16 protein-coding genes are annotated in these 15,609 nt (G+C 74.9%); 8 read left to right on the forward strand and 8 right to left on the reverse strand.

All coding sequences use genetic code 11. From position 1 onward, the window contains the following. Positions 1-112: 112 nt before the first annotated feature. The gene (locus ACZ58X_RS00770; protein WP_470331489.1) at positions 113-1,195 is read right to left on the reverse strand and encodes a lactonase family protein; all 1,083 of its coding nucleotides are present in this window, start codon (positions 1,193-1,195) and stop codon (positions 113-115) included. 484 nt (positions 1,196-1,679) lie between these two features. Between ACZ58X_RS00770 and ACZ58X_RS00775 the strand changes: the two genes are divergently transcribed. Beyond that, complete coding sequence (locus ACZ58X_RS00775; protein WP_470331490.1) at positions 1,680-2,699, forward strand: ScbA/BarX family gamma-butyrolactone biosynthesis protein; 1,020 nt, start codon at positions 1,680-1,682, stop codon at positions 2,697-2,699. A gap of 119 nt (positions 2,700-2,818) precedes the next feature. Here ACZ58X_RS00775 and ACZ58X_RS00780 read toward each other — a convergent pair whose 3' ends face one another. Continuing rightward, positions 2,819-4,288 (reverse strand): MFS transporter, encoded by a 1,470-nt coding sequence (locus ACZ58X_RS00780; protein ID WP_470331871.1) that lies wholly within the window; start codon positions 4,286-4,288, stop codon positions 2,819-2,821. An 11-nt stretch (positions 4,289-4,299) separates the two neighbouring features. Further along, the gene (locus ACZ58X_RS00785) at positions 4,300-4,758 is read right to left on the reverse strand and encodes a MarR family winged helix-turn-helix transcriptional regulator (protein WP_470331872.1); all 459 of its coding nucleotides are present in this window, start codon (positions 4,756-4,758) and stop codon (positions 4,300-4,302) included. 219 nt (positions 4,759-4,977) lie between these two features. Between ACZ58X_RS00785 and ACZ58X_RS00790 the strand changes: the two genes are divergently transcribed. Next, the gene (locus ACZ58X_RS00790; protein ID WP_470331491.1) at positions 4,978-5,643 is read left to right on the forward strand and encodes a response regulator transcription factor; all 666 of its coding nucleotides are present in this window, start codon (positions 4,978-4,980) and stop codon (positions 5,641-5,643) included. 140 nt (positions 5,644-5,783) lie between these two features. Here ACZ58X_RS00790 and ACZ58X_RS00795 read toward each other — a convergent pair whose 3' ends face one another. The 3 genes from ACZ58X_RS00795 to ACZ58X_RS00805 all read right to left on the reverse strand — a co-directional run bounded on the left by ACZ58X_RS00795 (position 5,784) and on the right by ACZ58X_RS00805 (position 9,415). Beyond that, positions 5,784-7,079, reverse strand: coding sequence for a sensor histidine kinase (locus ACZ58X_RS00795; protein ID WP_470331873.1), 1,296 nt, complete (start codon positions 7,077-7,079; stop codon positions 5,784-5,786). Between the two features lie 171 nt (positions 7,080-7,250). Then, a complete protein-coding gene (locus ACZ58X_RS00800) occupies positions 7,251-8,645 on the reverse strand; it encodes an FtsX-like permease family protein (protein WP_470331492.1) in 1,395 nt (464 codons plus the stop codon). Between the two features lie 5 nt (positions 8,646-8,650). Continuing rightward, on the reverse strand, positions 8,651-9,415 hold the full coding sequence (locus tag ACZ58X_RS00805; protein WP_470331874.1) for an ABC transporter ATP-binding protein: 765 nt from the start codon (positions 9,413-9,415) through the stop codon (positions 8,651-8,653). Between the two features lie 393 nt (positions 9,416-9,808). Here ACZ58X_RS00805 and ACZ58X_RS00810 point away from each other — a divergent pair, with 393 nt between their 5' ends. From ACZ58X_RS00810 to ACZ58X_RS00835, 6 genes are all read left to right on the forward strand, one after another. After that, the gene (locus ACZ58X_RS00810) at positions 9,809-10,330 is read left to right on the forward strand and encodes a hypothetical protein (protein ID WP_470331493.1); all 522 of its coding nucleotides are present in this window, start codon (positions 9,809-9,811) and stop codon (positions 10,328-10,330) included. Further along, positions 10,327-11,103, forward strand: a complete 777-nt coding sequence (locus ACZ58X_RS00815; RefSeq protein WP_470331494.1) for a hypothetical protein — start codon at positions 10,327-10,329, stop codon at positions 11,101-11,103. Before ACZ58X_RS00810 ends, ACZ58X_RS00815 begins: the two co-directional genes overlap by 4 nt. 73 nt (positions 11,104-11,176) lie before the next feature. Further along, a complete protein-coding gene (locus ACZ58X_RS00820) occupies positions 11,177-12,049 on the forward strand; it encodes a ketopantoate reductase family protein (RefSeq protein WP_470331495.1) in 873 nt (290 codons plus the stop codon). 162 nt (positions 12,050-12,211) lie between these two features. After that, positions 12,212-12,799, forward strand: coding sequence for a DUF6817 domain-containing protein (locus tag ACZ58X_RS00825; protein ID WP_470331496.1), 588 nt, complete (start codon positions 12,212-12,214; stop codon positions 12,797-12,799). Positions 12,800-12,908: 109 nt separating this feature from the next. After that, positions 12,909-13,307, forward strand: a complete 399-nt coding sequence (locus ACZ58X_RS00830) for a hypothetical protein (RefSeq protein WP_470331497.1) — start codon at positions 12,909-12,911, stop codon at positions 13,305-13,307. 181 nt (positions 13,308-13,488) lie between these two features. Further along, positions 13,489-14,139 (forward strand): thiaminase II/PqqC family protein, encoded by a 651-nt coding sequence (locus tag ACZ58X_RS00835; protein ID WP_470331498.1) that lies wholly within the window; start codon positions 13,489-13,491, stop codon positions 14,137-14,139. A gap of 230 nt (positions 14,140-14,369) precedes the next feature. On the opposite strand, the gene ACZ58X_RS00840 is transcribed toward ACZ58X_RS00835, so the two are convergent. Continuing rightward, positions 14,370-14,594, reverse strand: coding sequence for an MbtH family protein (locus ACZ58X_RS00840; protein ID WP_470331499.1), 225 nt, complete (start codon positions 14,592-14,594; stop codon positions 14,370-14,372). A 394-nt stretch (positions 14,595-14,988) separates the two neighbouring features. Beyond that, entirely contained in the window at positions 14,989-15,462 is a 474-nt protein-coding gene (locus tag ACZ58X_RS00845) for a hypothetical protein (protein ID WP_470331500.1), read from the reverse strand. Positions 15,463-15,609 lie beyond the last annotated feature (147 nt).

Here is a 15,609-nt window from a genome sequence, read left to right on the forward strand (position 1 = left end):
CCTGGGGCTTGCGGCCGGACGGTGTCAAGGTGTTGAGAGCGCTCACATGAGAACGCTCACAGGTCCGTCGGTGCCCGACGGCTCACGCGCGCCGGGCACCTCGGGCCTCCGCTCAGCGGGCGATCGGCAGGACGGACGTGGGCTCGGTGACCACCAGGGGCTCCCCGGCCGGGCCCAGCCGGCCGGTGGACGGGTCGCGGTGGAAGGCCGTGACCGTGTTCGAGCGCTGATTGGCGCAGAAGAGCAGCCGGCCGTCCGGGGTGAGCGCGATGTCGCGCGGCCAAGTCCCGCCGCAGGGAACGGTGGTGAGCAGTTCCACGGTCGCGCCGTCGTCGCGCACGGCGTACACCGAGATCGCGTCGTCGCCACGGTTGGTCGTGTAGAGGAAGCGGCCGTCACCCGACATCCGGACCGCGGCGGCGGAGTTGGCGTTCGGCGCGCCCGGATCCCGTCGGGTCTCCACCTCGGCGACCGGTTCGAGGCGGCCGGAGAGCGCGTCCCAGGTGCACACCGTGAGGGTGGAGGAGAGTTCGTTCAGGACGTGGGCGTACCGGGCCGACGGGTGGAACACCAGGTGCCGGGGGCCGCGGCCCGACGGCAGTTGCACCGTCCGGTGGGCGCTGAGCGGGCCGTCGTCCGGATCGAAGGCGTAGACGTACACCCGGTCGGTACCGAGATCGGTGCACAGCAGGAACCGCCCGTCCGGCGAGGGGGCCGCCATGTGGGCGTGCGGGGAGGTCAGCAGGTCCCCGGAGGCCTCCCGGCCGGGGTGCCGGATGGTCTGTACCGGCGCGGCGGTGGCGACCGTGCCGTCGGCGCCGGTGGGGACGGCCGAGAGGACGCCGTCGCCGTAGTGGGCCACGAAGACGTGCGAACCGCTGGGGTGGACCGCGATGTGGCACGGGCCCGCACCACCGCTGGCAGCGGCGGCGGGCGACCCCTCTCCCTCGGCCCCCGAGTCCGTTCGAAGGGAGACGACCCGTCCGGCCGCCTGTTCCAGGACGGCGTGGACGACTGCCCGGCCGGGGTCGACCGCCGCGTAGGAGGGGTGGTCCAGCGGCAGGGTGCGGAGGAGGCTCATGGCGCCGGTGCCGTCGTAGCTGACCGTGCACAGCCCCGCGCCGGGAACGTCCGCCGGGGCGGCGCTGCCGATGACCAGCAGTCCGCCGGGCGACGTGGTCGGAGGGTGGTTCACGAAAGGCCTGCTCTCTGCTCTCCGGGTGCCATCGTCTCGGTGGCACCGGGGCCGTGAGGTGGGGGCGGGGAGTGCCGAAGTCTATCCGGCACCCGAACGCGCCGGCACACCCGTCGAGCGGCTGGAGCGGCACGGCAACTGGGCTTTCCGACCGGCCGTTTGACGGCCCTGTGGCAGGTCGGGCGCCGGCCCGGCTCCCGCGTCGACACCCGCGCCGCCCGAGCCGGTGACGCCCCTCCGCCCAGCGCTTGTGATGATGGACGCGTCGACCCGGGTCGTCGTTATCACCGCAGGTGAACGGCCGTGTGCTGACCGTCGAGGCCATCGGTCGGGCGCGGACGGACGACCCCGGCGTCGACACGGCTGCGCTCGGCCGCCGACGCACCTTCGTCCCGGCTCCCCGACGAGCGGACCGGCAGGTGCGTACCCCCACGAGCCCTGAGCAGCCGGCCCCGCCCACCCCGGTCCCTTGGAGCGCTCCCCCATGTCCCTGCTCGCTTCCCCCGCCCCTGTCCTCACCCCGGCCGCCACGGCCCTCGGCACACCCCCCGCACCGGGCCTGCCTGCCGCTCCGGCCGCCCTGGGCGCCCCGGCACCCCGGTTGACCAGCACCGTCGCCAAGGAGTACGTCCACCGGGCCTGCCACGCCGAGGTCTTCATCACCGGCAGCGAGCCGCTCGGCGACAGCGCGTTCACCGTCACCGCCCAGTGGCCGCGGGCGCACACCTTTTTCAGCACCCCGGACGGGACCCGGTACGACCCGATGCTCGCCGCCGAAACGGTTCGCCAAGCCGGGCTCTACCTCGCCCACAGCCGGTACGACATCCCGCTCGACCACAGATTCCTGATGTGGAACCTCGACTACACCGCCCGCACCCGCCGGCTGTCCATCGGGGCGACACCCACCGACCTCACCATCGAGGCCAGACTCCTCCCCCGGCCCCGGCGCACCCGCAGCACGATCGACTTCACCTTCACCGCGACCGTCCGCCGCGGCCCCCACCTGGCCGCGACCGGCGAGGCCCGCTTCACCACCGTGCCGGACTCCACCTACCGTCGGCTGCGCGGCGCCCGCCCCGCGAGCGGCCCGATACCGGTCGCGACTGCGGCAGGGGCCTCCCGGCCCCTGCCACCGGCCCTGGTCGGCCGGGTCCGGCCCTGCGACGTCGTCCTGACCCCGACCGGCACCCCCGGTACCTGGTACCTCACCCCGGACCTCCGGCACCCGATCCTCTTCGACCACGCCGGCGACCACATCCCCGGCATGGTGCTGCTGGAGGCCGCCCGCCAGGCCGCCAACGCCCTCACCGCCCCGGCCACCGTCGCCCCGTCCACCGCCGCCACCACCTTCCACCGCTACGCCGAACACGACGCGCCCACCACCGTCACCGCCCGGCACACCCCCGGCGAGGAGCCGGGCACCGTCACCACCACCGTGACCGGACACCAGCACGGCGAGCCGGTCTTCACCACGGTCCTCACCGGCCGACCCGACCGGCACTGACCCGCACACCACGGGCGGGCACGGGCACAGCCCCGGTACGGCACGGCCCCGGCAGAGCCCCAGCACGGCCCGTCCGGCTCCCGGTCGGACGGGCCCGCGCAACCGTGACCGACGATCCGTCAACTCCCTTGGGCAGCAGTACTTCCGAGCCGACCGAGCGAACGGTCGGGGAGGACGAGGAGGAAGAGCAGGGCCGCACCGCCGAACATGAACAGCGCGAGGTGGTGCAGCCCGGCCGTGGTGGCGCCGTGCGGGAAGAAGGCCGCGTTCGCGGCCGAGGCGGCCATCGCCCCGAGGTACATGAAGGTCCGCAACAGCCCGGCCGCGGAGGCGATGGCGGCCGGGTCGGCCTGGTGGTAGAGCGCGGTCTGGTTGCCGAGGCCGATCAGCCCCTGCGGGATGCCCGCCAGCACCCCGACGGCGATCAGCAGCACCGGCGTACTCGCCGACCCCGCCGTCAACAGGGCCGCGCAGGCGGCCATCTGGACCGCCGCGCCGACCACCAGCTTGCCGCGCACCGCCGCACGGCGACCGGTCGCACCGGAGACCGCGAGGGCGGTCAGCGAGAGCGGCAGCAGCACCAGCCCGGCGGAGGCGGCACTCAGACCTCGCCCCTGCTCCAGCCACTGGGTGTAGCCGTACAGGAAGGCGTAACTCGCCGTGTAGCCGAGCACCTGGCGCAGGTAGGTGGCGATCAACGGACGGTTACCGGCCAGGGCCCGCAGGTCGATGAACGGGCTGCGGGCCCTGGTCTCCCGGAGCACGAATCCGGCACCGGCCAGGACCGCGAGCACCGGCAGGTACCAGCGCTCCGCCCCGGGGCGCATCACGAACAGCATCAGCGCCAGCAGGAGGACGGCGAACAACGCGATCCCGGCCCGGTCCAGCCGCTCCCCGCCGTCCCGGCGCGGCCCGGCGACGGGCAGCCGGGCGGAGCCGAGCACCAGACAGGCCAGCGACAGCGGGACGTTGACGGCGAAGATCGTCCGCCAGCCGCCCAGCCCGATCAGCAGGCCGCCGAGTGTCGGCCCGATCACGGCGATGGTCTGGTTGGCGACGGCGAGCGCCGTCAGCACCCCGGTGGGGCTGTTCCGCCCGGTCCGCTCGGCCTCGCTGCGGGTGAGGTGCATCGCGGCCGGATACGCGGCGGAGGTGCCGATCCCGAGCAGCACCCGGGCGACGACCAGCACTCCGAGAGTGGGCGCGAGCACGCCGACCAGGCCGGCCAGGCCGACCAGCGCCGTCCCGGCCAGGTAGAGCCGGCGCGGCCCGTAGGTGTCCACCAGCCGACCGATCACCGGCTGGCCGACGGCGGTGGCGAGGTAGAGCCCGCTCACCAGCCAGGCCGTCTCGGCGGGCGGCGCCCCGAAGGCGGTGCCGACGGGCACCAGGGCCACCGCGATCATCGAGGAGTTGATCGGGTTGAGCACCGAGCCCAGCACCATCGGGGCGAGCAGTCGGCGGTTGAAGCCGTCGCCGGGCCCGGTCGGCCCATCGGACCCGGTGGGCGCTCCCGCCCGGGCCGGGGCCGACGGCTCCGCCGCCCGCTCGGCACCCTGGCGCCGGGAGCGCAACCGTGCCAGCAGCATCGACGGGCCGGTCACCGCTGGCTCAGCCGGCTCGACCGGTTCGACCTGCTTGACCGGCTCGACCGGTTCAGGCGGTCCAGCAGGGGCAGCGCCGCCAGTACGGTGGCGCGCTCGGCCTCGCTCAACTCCTCCTCCAGGGCCATGGCCAGCCACTCCTCACGGGCCCGGCGGCTGTCCGCGATCCACTCCAGCCCGGTCGCGCTGAGGTCCACCACCTGGCGCCGCCCGTCCTCGGGATCGGGGCGGCGGGCGACCAGCCCGTGCGCCTCCAGCGCGGCCAGCGTGGCGGCCATCGACTGCGGCCGGACCCGCTCCGCCGCGGCCAGCGCACTCGCGGCGGCCGGCCCGTCGGTGATCAGGCGGTTGAGCACCGCGGTCTGGGAGGGGGTGAGCCCGCTGGCGCCCTGCCCCTTCTCCTGGAGGGTCCGGCGCAACCTGCTGAACACCGCCCGGAGCTCCCGGGCGGCCAGCGCGGCCGTGTCGACGGGGGTCTGCGGAACGGCGTGGGACTCCGGAACGGCGTGGGTTTCCGGAACGGCCGGGGCGGTTCGCTGCTCGGTCACCGCTCCACGGTAATTTCATCAGCCCAAACTGTCCAGCCTTGCTGTACATCTGCCGCTGGGCCGGCGCCACGCGGACGACCCGCACCCGGCAGCACCGCCCACCCGGACGGTCCGGATAATGGCGTCATGATCGACAAGCAGCTCCGCGTCGTCCTCGCCGAGGACTCGGTGATCCTCCGCGAGGGGATGGTCGAGCTCCTGACCGCCCGTGGCTGCGCGGTGGTCGCCACCGCCGGCACCGCCCCCGAACTGGTCGCCGCCGTCGCCGAGCACCGGCCCGAGGTGGCCGTGGTGGACATCCGGATGCCGCCCACCCACACCGACGAGGGCATCCGGGCCGCGGTCGAGATCCGGGCCACCGCACCCGGGGTCGGCATCCTGGTCTTCTCCCAGCACGTGGAGACCGCCTGGGCCGCCCGGCTACTGGCCGGCGGCGCCGCGGGCATCGGCTACCTGCTCAAGGAACGGGTGGCCCGCACCTCCGAGTTCGTGGAAGCCCTGCACCGGGTCGCCGCGGGCGGCACGGCACTCGACCCGGAGATCGTCAACGGGCTGATGCACGGCGGACGGCGCAACCGGGTGGACTCGCTCACCGCCCGCGAGCGCGAGGTGCTGGAGCTGATGGCCCAGGGCCACTCCAACCGCTCGATCGCGGGACGGCTGGTGGTCTCCGACCGCGCCGTGGAGAAGCACGTGGCCGCCGTGTTCACCAAGTTCGACCTGCCCGCGACGGACGCGGACAACCGCCGGGTCAAGGCCGTACTGGCCTACCTCGCGGAGACCACGGCCTGAGCGGCCCGACCGCCCGCCCGGTCTGGCCTCCCGCCCGGTCTGGCCCCCGCACCGCCCGCCACAGCACCTGCCACAGCGCCCGACGCGGCGCCCGGCCGATCGCCGGGCGCACCGCCGGGCAGGCGGCCGGGCGGGCGGCCTCACAGCCTGCTCGGCAGCTCCGCGGTGACCACCGTCGGCCCGCCGGGCGGGCTGTCCACCCGCAGCCTCCCGTCCACCGCCGCGAGGCGCTCGGCCAACCCGGCCAGCCCCGTCCCCGCACCGATCCCGGCGCCCCCGCGCCCGTCGTCGCGCACCGCCAGCCGGACCCGGCCGTCGACCGCACTCGCCGTCAGGTCGACCGCCCGGGCCCCGCTGTGCTTGGCGACGTTGGTGAGCAGTTCGGCCGCGCAGAAGTAGACCGCGCGCTCGATCACCTCCGCCGGCCGCTCCCGCAGGTCCAGCCGGAGCGTCACCGGCACCGGCGAGGTCGCGGTCAGCGCGGGCAGTGCCTCGGCCAGGCCGCCGTCCAGCGCCACCGGGTGGATGCCCCGGGTCAGCCGGCGCAGCCCGGTGATGGTGTCGTCGGTCTGGCCGCGCGCCCGGTCGACGAGGGCGCGCAGCCGCCCGAGGTCGGCACCGCTCCCGGCGCCGCTCGCGACACCGGCCCCGGCCCCGGCCCCGGCAACAGCCCTGCCCTCGCCCCCGGACGCCTCCGCCCCGCCGAGCGCGTCGTCCGCCAGCGAGAGGGTGATGGCGAGCGCGACCAGCTGCGCCTGGGTGCCGTCGTGCAGGTCGCGTTCGAGCCGCCGCAGCCGGTCCGTGTTCTCGGCGAGCAGGGTGGCACGGGCGTGCTCCAGCTCGCGCACCCGCTGCTGCGACCGCACCGGTCCGAGCAGCGCCCGGGCCAGCGCGCGGTTGGCCCCGCTCAGGGCCCGCAGTACGGCCGGTACGGCGGCCAGCACCGCGAGCCCCACCGGCGGCCCCGCGACGTCCAGCCAGTCGACCGGTCGCGGCCCGGGCTCCAACAGCCGTACCCAGAGCGGGAAGCCCGCCAGCCACACCGAACTGAGCGGCAGCCCGACCACGGTCAGGAAGCCGAGCGCGCCGAGCGGCAGCCGCAGCAGCAGGTAGAGCAGCGCCCGCCACGCGACCGGATCGGTCAGGACGGCCCGCCCCCGGGCCAGCAGCCCCGGGGGCCGCACCGGCGCCGGTGGCGCGGCCACCCGTTCGCCCAGCAGCCGCCCGACCAGCCGCCGGTGCAGCCCGCCGATCCCGCGCGCCCCGGCCAGGGCGGCGGCGACGAACGGCAGCCCCAGGACGGTGAGCGAGAGCAGGGCCCCCGCGTAGAGGACGGCCACCGCGTAGACGCCGCCCAGCACACCGAGCGGCAGTCCGAGGACGGCGAACGCCACCTCACCGCCCCGCACCGACAGTCCGCACCGCCACCGAGTCACCACGTGCCCCACCGTTCACCGATCAACCGAACCCCAGCATCCCTCAGCCACCACCGGATCCGCCGCACGCCCGGACCCTCCGTCACCGCAGGCCACCTCACGGCCCCGAACCTCCCCTCACCTCAGCCGTCCTCGGCCGTCCAAAGCCGTCCTCGATCGCCCTCCTCTCGCTCACCCCCGCTCCCCGCCCACCTCCTCCACCGCGCGCCCGCCGATCGCCCAGAGCCCCGTGCCGACGATCCCCGGCACCGTCAGCAGCGCCGCGCCCGCCACCACCCAGCCACAGGCGGCGCCCGGCACCACCGGCAGCAGTGACCCGGTCACCGCCCGACTGAACGCCCCGGTCGCCGCGGCCGCCACCGCCGCACCGAGCAGCACGCCCACCGCCGTGGTCAGGACGGCCTCGACGAGCAGCATCCGCAGCAGCTGCCGCCGCGTCGCCCCCACCAGCCGGAGCAGCGCGAACTCGCGCCGGCGGTCGGCGGTCAGCGCGACCAGGGTGTTGACCGTGGAGACCGCCGCGAAGCCGGCCAGCAGGCCCAGCTCCGCCTGCCGCAGCCAGACGTCGCTGGCCTTGGTGACGCTGGTCGTGGCCCCCGTCGCCAGGGCCGCGCGCTCCGCCGTGCGGGTCATGATCAGCATGGTGGCCGAGAGCCCGACCAGCAGCGCGACCGGGACCACCGCCGAGGAGAGCCGGACCGCGTAGCCGCGCAGGTTGGCGTCCGCCAGCCAGCCGACCCGGGGCAGCAGCGCCCGGACGGGGGCACCGAGCACCGCCACCGGCAGCCGGGCCGGCACCGGCCCCAGCAGGGCGACCGCGACCAGCAGCACCAGAGCGCCGAGCAGGGCCGCCTGCCCCGCCTTGTCCAGTTCCCCGGCCGGTCGGCTGCCGGCCAGCCGCAGCAGGAGGCCGCCGCCCGCCAGCACCGCCCCGCCGACCAGCAGCCGCAGCACGCCCGTCCACCGTTGCCCGACCGCGCTGTCGGTCAGCGCGGCCGCCGGGGCGGGCCGGGTGATCCGCCGGACCGTTAGCGCGGTGGCCGCCAGGCCGACCAGCAGCGCCACCGCGAGCGCGATCAGCACCGGCACCGGTGTCCCGGGTATCCGCAGCCCGGGTGCGGCCATCCCGCGCCGTTGCAGCGCGGCGAGGAAGGCCCGGGCGGCGAAATGGCCCGCCGCACCGGCCGGAACGGCCGCCACCAGCACCGTCGCCGTGACCTGGAGGCGCACCAGCCGTCGGATCTGGCGGGGCGTCGCCGCGACCGTGCGCAACAGGGCGAGGTCGCGGTGCTGCTGGCGGAGGGTGAACCCGAGCGCGTTCACCACCACGAACAGCGCGACCAGGACGGCGATCTCACCGAAGGCCCCGGCGATCACCAGCAGCCCGGGCCCGGCCACCGCCGCCCGCGCCACCGGGGCCGGCGCCGTGACCTGGGCGGCGACCAGGGAACCGAACAGCGTCACCGCCGCCACCGCCAGGAACAACGCCGCCGCGAGCCCGGCGAAGGCCGCCGGCCGGCGCCTGATCTGACCGACCGCCAGGGTCGGCACGGAACCGCCACGCATCGCCCTCACCCGCCCAACCTGCTGAGCCGCTCGCCGACCTGCGCCGCCGTCGGCCGGTCCAGTTCGTCCACCAGCAGGCCGTCCGCCAGCAGCAGCACCCGGTCCGCGTAGCCGGCCGCCACCGGATCGTGGGTGACCATCACGCACGTCCGCCCGTCCTCGTCCACACCCGCGCGCAGCAAGTCCAGGACGTCGCGGCCGGTCGCCCGGTCCAGCGCGCCGGTGGGCTCGTCGGCGAACAGCACCTCGGGCCGGGCGGCCAGGGCACGGGCAATGGCCACCCGCTGCTGCTGGCCGCCGGAGAGCCGGCCCGGCCGGTCCCGCTCCCGCCCGGCCAGCCCCACCCGGGCCAGCGCCTCCCGCACCCGGGCCCGCTCCGGCGGGTGCCCGGCCAGCCGCCCGGGCAGTTCGACGTTCTGCGCGACCGTCATCGCGGGCATCAGGTTGAAGGCCTGGAAGACGAACCCCACCCTGGTGCGCCGCAGTTCGGCGAGCCGCCGTTCGGGCAGGCCGGACACCTCCGTACCGCCCCAGCGGACGGTGCCCCGGGTAGGGCGGTCCATCCCGGCCAGGCAGTGCAACAGGGTGGTCTTGCCGGAGCCCGAAGGCCCCATCACCGCCGTGAAGGTGCCCGGCGCGAAGGCCACGGACACCCCTCGCAGCGCCCGGACGGCGGCCGCGCCGCGCCCGTACTCGCGGTGCAGCCCCTCGCCACTGAGCGCCGCCCCCGTCACCCCGCCGTACGCCGCCCGGTCGGCGGCTGTCGTCATCCCGTTCATGTCCCCAATCCTGGACATCCGGGACGACCGGGTCGATTGTGCTGGCACCCCAATCCGGGGTTCGGAAAACCGAACCCCGCAGGTGGTGCTAGGAGGTGTCGGGTGGCACAGGTCGGATCAGCGCGGGCCCGGCCTGAGCCACCCGACACCCCCCATGCGCCCCCTCGGGCCCCGTGCCGACCACCGCGTGGGCCACCGTGTGGGCCACCGCGTGGTCCGCCGGTACCTGATCCGCCGCCATCCGCTGCCTCTCCGGTTCGCCCCCGCTGCCCCTCCGGTTCGCCCCCGCTGCCCCGCACCGGGCCTACGGCGGCTCGCGCTCCGTGACGCCTGCCACGGCGGGACGGACTCCCGTCGGCGGGCCCGAGGAGGAATCATGATCGGGTGACCATCGACCTGCTGCCCGGTGAAGGCGTCCGCCTGCCGGCCCCGCTACCCGAACTGCGCTTCGGCCTCGGCGAGGAGGCCGTGCGCGCGCTGCTGGCCCCGCACGGCGAGCTGCTGCCGGACGGGGTGCACCCGGCCTTCGTCTGCGGCACCGGCTGGGCGCTGGGCTTCGGACTCCCCGGGGTGGGCGTCACGCTGTCCGGGGGCGAGGACGGCGGCCTGGAGGGGGTCTCGGTGGGCCTGAACCGGCACGACGACCGGCCCGCCTGCCCGGTCGGCTACCTCGGGATCGACGTGTTCGGCTGGCCGGCCCGGGAGTTGGCCGAGGCCCTGCGCGCCCAGGGCCTGCCGGTACCGGACCCGGAGCACGGCACGCTGCGCCACCACGAGCTGTACCTCCACGCGAGCAGCGGCCGCCCACCCCGCCCGGCCCCCGGCCGCAAGGCCCGCCACGAGGCGCCCTACCACTTCGACTTCGTCTCTCTCCACCGCACCACCACCACCGAGGCCGCCCGATGAACCCCCCGCAGTCGACCCCGCAGTCGACCGGCCCGCGCCCCACCGGCCCGCACCCCACCGGCACCGCCACCGGCCCGTACGACGCCGCCTTCCTCCCCCGCTTCGAGCTCTCCGCCCGCCCCGCCGAACGGCCGATCACCGAGCCGGTCGCCAAGCTCGGCGGCGAGCCCTGCTGGCTGGCCGAGCCCACCTGGCCGCTGGCCCCCGGCACCGGCGAGCCCCTGGTGTTCATCGGCCAGTTCCCCGTGCCCGGCGAGGAGTTGCGGCTGGCCTACCTCTTTCTGGAGGAGGACGAGCTGATCATGGGCGGCCGAAACCCGGAAGCCGGCGACGGCGTGCTGCTCGTCCAGCCGGGCGGCCGGGTCCCGTCCTTCGCCGTCATCGGCCCGCCCGGCACCCGGGGCCGCACGCTCTGGCGCTACGATCCCGACACCGACGGAACCGTCCCGGTCGAGTTCCACCTCGACCTGCTGCCGCTGCCGGCCGAGTCGGACCGGTCGATGGACCAACGGGCCGCTTTCCAGCGGTACTTGCGCCAGGAGGGCCCCGAGACCCCGTTCCCGGACGGCGACCACGTGCACGACCACCTCGGCGGCCTCCCGTCCTTCCCGAACGGTGAGGCCCGGGTGTCCGCGCCCTGGCAGTTCCTCTTCGCGCTCTCGGACGCCCCCGACGACGACGATCCGTACTTCCTCAACTTCGGCTACGGCGTCGGCTCCGGCTTCCTCAGCCCGGACGGCCTGGAGGGCCGCTTCTCCTGGGAAGCCCCGTGACGACCCCGAACGCCGCCGAACGCCCCGCCCACCCACCGGTCACCAACCCCTCCCACCCCACGAAGGAGTCAGCATGACCACCACCCCCCTCACCGTCGCCGTCCTCGGCCCCGGCGGCGTCGGCGGCCTGATCGCCGGTCTGCTCGCGCGCGACGGCCACCGGGTGATCTGCCTGGCCGGCGAGCGGACCGCCGCCGTCCTCGCCCAGGACGGACTGCACGTGCGCAGCACCCAGTTCGGCGAGTTCACCGCCCGGGTCGAGGCCGCGACCGAGCTCCGCGAGCCGGTCGACGCCGCCTTCGTGACCGTCAAGGAGACGGCCCTGACCCCCGCGCTCGACCGGATGCCACCGCAGACGCTCGGCACCGGCATCGTGGTACCGCTGCTCAACGGCCTGGACCACATGGCACTGCTGCGCGGGCGCTACCCGGCCGGGCAGGTGGTGGCCGGCACGATCCGGGTCGAGGCCACCCGTACCGCGCCGGGCCGGATCGAGCACACCAGCCCGTTCGCGGCCGTGGAACTCGCCGCTCCGGTGGCGGAGTTCGCCGAGCGGCTGCGGCACTCCGGGCTGGACGTCACGCTGCGCGAGGACGAGACCGCGATGCTCTGGAGCAAGCTCTCCTTCCTCGCGCCCTTCGCCCTGCTGACCACCCGGCACGCCGACGGCGTCGGCGTGGTGCGCACCGAGCACCGGGCCGAACTGCTCGCCGTCCTGGACGAGATCACCGCCGTCGCCGACGCGGTCGGCGCCCCGGCGGACGCGCGGGCGCTGCTCGCCGCCTTCGACCGGATCCCCGCCGGGATGAAGTCCTCGATGCAGCGGGACGTCGAGGCGGGCCGGCCGACCGAGCTCGACGCGATCGGAGGCGCGGTGCTGCGGGCCGCCGAGGCCCACTCCGTCCCCACCCCGGCCATCGCCCGGCTGGTGCGCGAGCTGTCCTAGCCGGTACGCACCACCTCGAACCCCCGTCGCCGAACCTCAGTCGTCGAACCCCCGTCGTCGAACTCCCGCCACCGAAAGACCGTGCGGACCAGCGACGGGCGTTCGAGGCCCACGGCCGGGCCCGGTTGCGGGGCGGTCGGGCACCGGAGTAGAACTCGTCGGGTGACCTCACCCGACCACCGCACCGCTCCCGCGTGGAGCCATGTCGAGGACTTCCTGCGCGCCCACGAGGCCGACCGGATCCCGCACCCGGGCGGCACCCTGCTGGACCACCTGACCCGGGTGGCGGCCCGGTTGGCCGACTGGGGCACCGAGTCCGCCGTCCAGGTGGCCGGGCTCTGCCATGCCGCGTACGGGACCGACGGGTTCGACGGCGCCCTGCTGGCCCTGGACGAACGGGCCGTCCTGGTCGAGCTCCTGGGCGACCGCGCCGAGGCGATCGTCTACCTGTACGCCAGCTGCGGCCGGGCCGCCGTCTACCCGCGCCTGGGCCGGGACGAGGCGCCGCTGTTCCACGACCGGTTCACCGGGGAGGACCACACCCCACCGGAGGAGGACCTGCGGGCCTTTCTCGCCATCACGGCCGCCAACGAGCTCGACGTGCTCGTCCACAACGCCGACCTGGCCGCACGCTACGGGCCCGGCCTGTCCGAACTCCTCTCCCGCAGCCGCACGTTGCTCCCGCCGACCGCCTGGCAGGACTGGCAGGACTGGCGGAGCGGGCAGAGCTGGCACCACCAGCGCACCTGACATCCCGTCACTCCCGCACCCGCAGCCGAGACTTCCCCGGCCGTTCACCCGCCCCACCGGAACCACCGCGCGCGCACGGGGCGTTCTAGGACGCGGGAGGGATACAGACATGACAAAGAAGCCGTACCGCCTTGCCGCCACCGCGCTCGTCCTGCTCGTGGCGTCCCCCTTGTTCACCGCGTGCAAGAACACCGACCAGGCTCTCGACTGCGGAAAGCGGGCGATCAGCCTCACCGGCGACGTCCAGGACCTCACCGACTCCGCGCTCAACGTCGGCCAGATCACCGACGAGAGCCGGCGCAAACACACCGTCACGGCCCTCAAGAAGATCGTCGAGGACGCCAAGAAGATCCGCCAGGACGGCGACGGCACGGTGGACGCGGCGGCCGACAAGCTGTCCAAGGCCGTGGACAACGCCCAGACCGCCGTCTCCCAGGGCAAGGAGCCCGACTTCGGTCCGATCGGCGACGCCGCCGGCGGGCTGACCAGGGCCTGCGCCGGAGCCTGACCCCCGCTCAGCCCGCCACTCGGGCCGGGAGCGCCGAACCGCCGCGCGCTCCCGGCACCCCCACCGCCCGAGCATCCCCACCGCCCGAGCGCCCCCGGAGCCCCCGGCCTGTCGCCACCGCCCCGAGGGCCCGCAACCGGTAGGAATGGGCATCGGACCGAACCGCACCCCGGAGGCACCGGTGAACCACCCGATCCTCGACCAGATCCGCCGCCTGCGCGCCGAGTTGGCCCCCGGCGACACCGCGCCCGCCCTGGTCACCGCGCTCACCGAGGGCACCGCCCCGCTCTCCGCGGTGGCCGAACTCGCCGCCCAGCAGCAGCGGATCATCACCTCGGACCGGCGCAGCCTGCTGCTGCTCGCCACCCGCTGCGCCGACCGGCCGCTCGGCGCCTGGTTCGTCACCCTCGCCGGGGGCGAGAGCGCCGCGCTGCGCACCCTGCCCGCCCTGGCCGCGGCCTGCGGCCCGGACCGCCGGGCGGTCGCCGCCCGGGCGCCGCTGCCCGGCTGCCAGGCCTACCCGTCCTACCTCGCCTGGCTCGCCCTGAACGCCCCGCCGCCGGCGGCGGCCGCCGCCCTGGTGGCCAACTTCGCCGCCTGGGGCAGCTACTGCGCCGCCATCGCCTCGGCACTGCGCCGCCACCACGGCTTCTCCGACGAGGCCTGCGCCTTCTTCGACTTCTTCGCCCAGCCGGCTCCCGAACTGGAGCAGCAGGCCGCCGACGCCCTCGGGCCGGACCCACTGGACGACCGCACGCTGACCGCCGCCCGGGAGTACGGCCTGCTGCTCCAGGCCTACGAGCACCTGTTCTGGGACACCCTCGGCGGATGACTCACGCCTGCCGGTGCGGCTTCCCGCTGACCGTCCGGCAGTAGATCATCCGCCCGTTCGCGTCGTGGGTGCTCCGGCCCAGGTCGTCGTCCCGGCAGAACTGCCCGGCCACGAAGGTCCGCGCAGAAGCGCAGAAGCGGAGAAGCGGAGAAGGCGCAGAAGGCGGAGGCAACCCCCGGGGCCGCAACGCCCGCGACGCCATGAGCGCGCGCCGGGACGGGCGTGATGAATCAGGCGTCTCGCAGTGTCCCCTCCTCCATCGCCTTCCGGAGCGACAGAGGCCGCATGTCCGTCCACACCTCCTTGATGTACGCCAGGCATTCCTCCTTGTTGCCGGACTTACCGGCGTCCCGCCAGCCCGCCGCGAACTCCTTGCCCGCCGGCCAAATGGAGTACTGCTCTTCGTGGTTGATGACGACCGTGTAGATCGTCTTGTCTTCATCCTCAGTGGACATTCCGAACTCCTTCTATCTGGTTACTCGGTGGCCGCTGGCGAGTATGCCCCTGTGATCACCAGGCATGGCACAGGTCATTCCATCGGGTGATCCATAGCCGAATTCCTTGACAGGTGCCGGGCGTTGCAGCCGGGAGTGCGGGCCGAGTGACCCCCGAGCAGTGCCGCATCCTGACCGCTGGTACGAGCTGCGCGACAACGCCGTTCCCGAGGGCCCCAACGACCCCCGGGACCTGGGGCGCTTGCCCCAGGCCCGGCCCCGAACTGGAGCAGCAGGCCGCCGACGCCCTCGGGCCGGACCCACTGGACGACCGCACCCGGGGCCGCCGCCCGGGGGTACGGCCTGCCGCTCCGAGCCTATGAGCACCTGCCCCGGGACACCCTCGGCGGATGACTCACGCCTGCCAGTGCGGCTTTCCGCTGACCATCCGGCAGTAGATCATCCGCCCGTTCGCGTCGTGGGTGCTCCGGCCCAGGTCGTCGTTGCGGCAGAACTGCCCGGCCGCGTAGCAGTTGCCCGCGTTGGAGCGGATCTCGCACTCGGTACCGGCCGCCGCCTGGGTGTGCTGCGGCTGCGGGTCGTTCGGCGGCTGGGCGGTGGTCACCTTGGGCTGCGGCTTGGCGGACGGTGTCTGCGGGTGCGCGGCGGGCGGGGTGGACGGCGGCGGCGCGGGGACCGTCGGGCTCGCGGGCGCGGCCGAGGTCGGCGCGGCGGCACTCGGGGTGGCCGCGACGCTCGGGGAGGAGGTCGGCGTGGTGTCCGCCGCCGACGGGTCGCAACCGGTCAGCGCCAGACCGACAGTGAGGACGAGTCCGGCGAATCCGGCCAGGCCGGCTGTTCTGCGACGCCCGGATATCGGTGAAGCCATGAAGGGGGAACGCTCCGTTCCGTAGGTCCGTACGGATGAGGCGTGCGATTCAAGCAGAACCCGCACACGCCACGAGCACGGTTTCCCCACTCGTTGGCGGATCGAGATCTTCCGATCACCCGACGCGACCGAGCACCGCCCCGAACG

The organism is Kitasatospora sp. NPDC040550, from assembly GCF_055594965.1.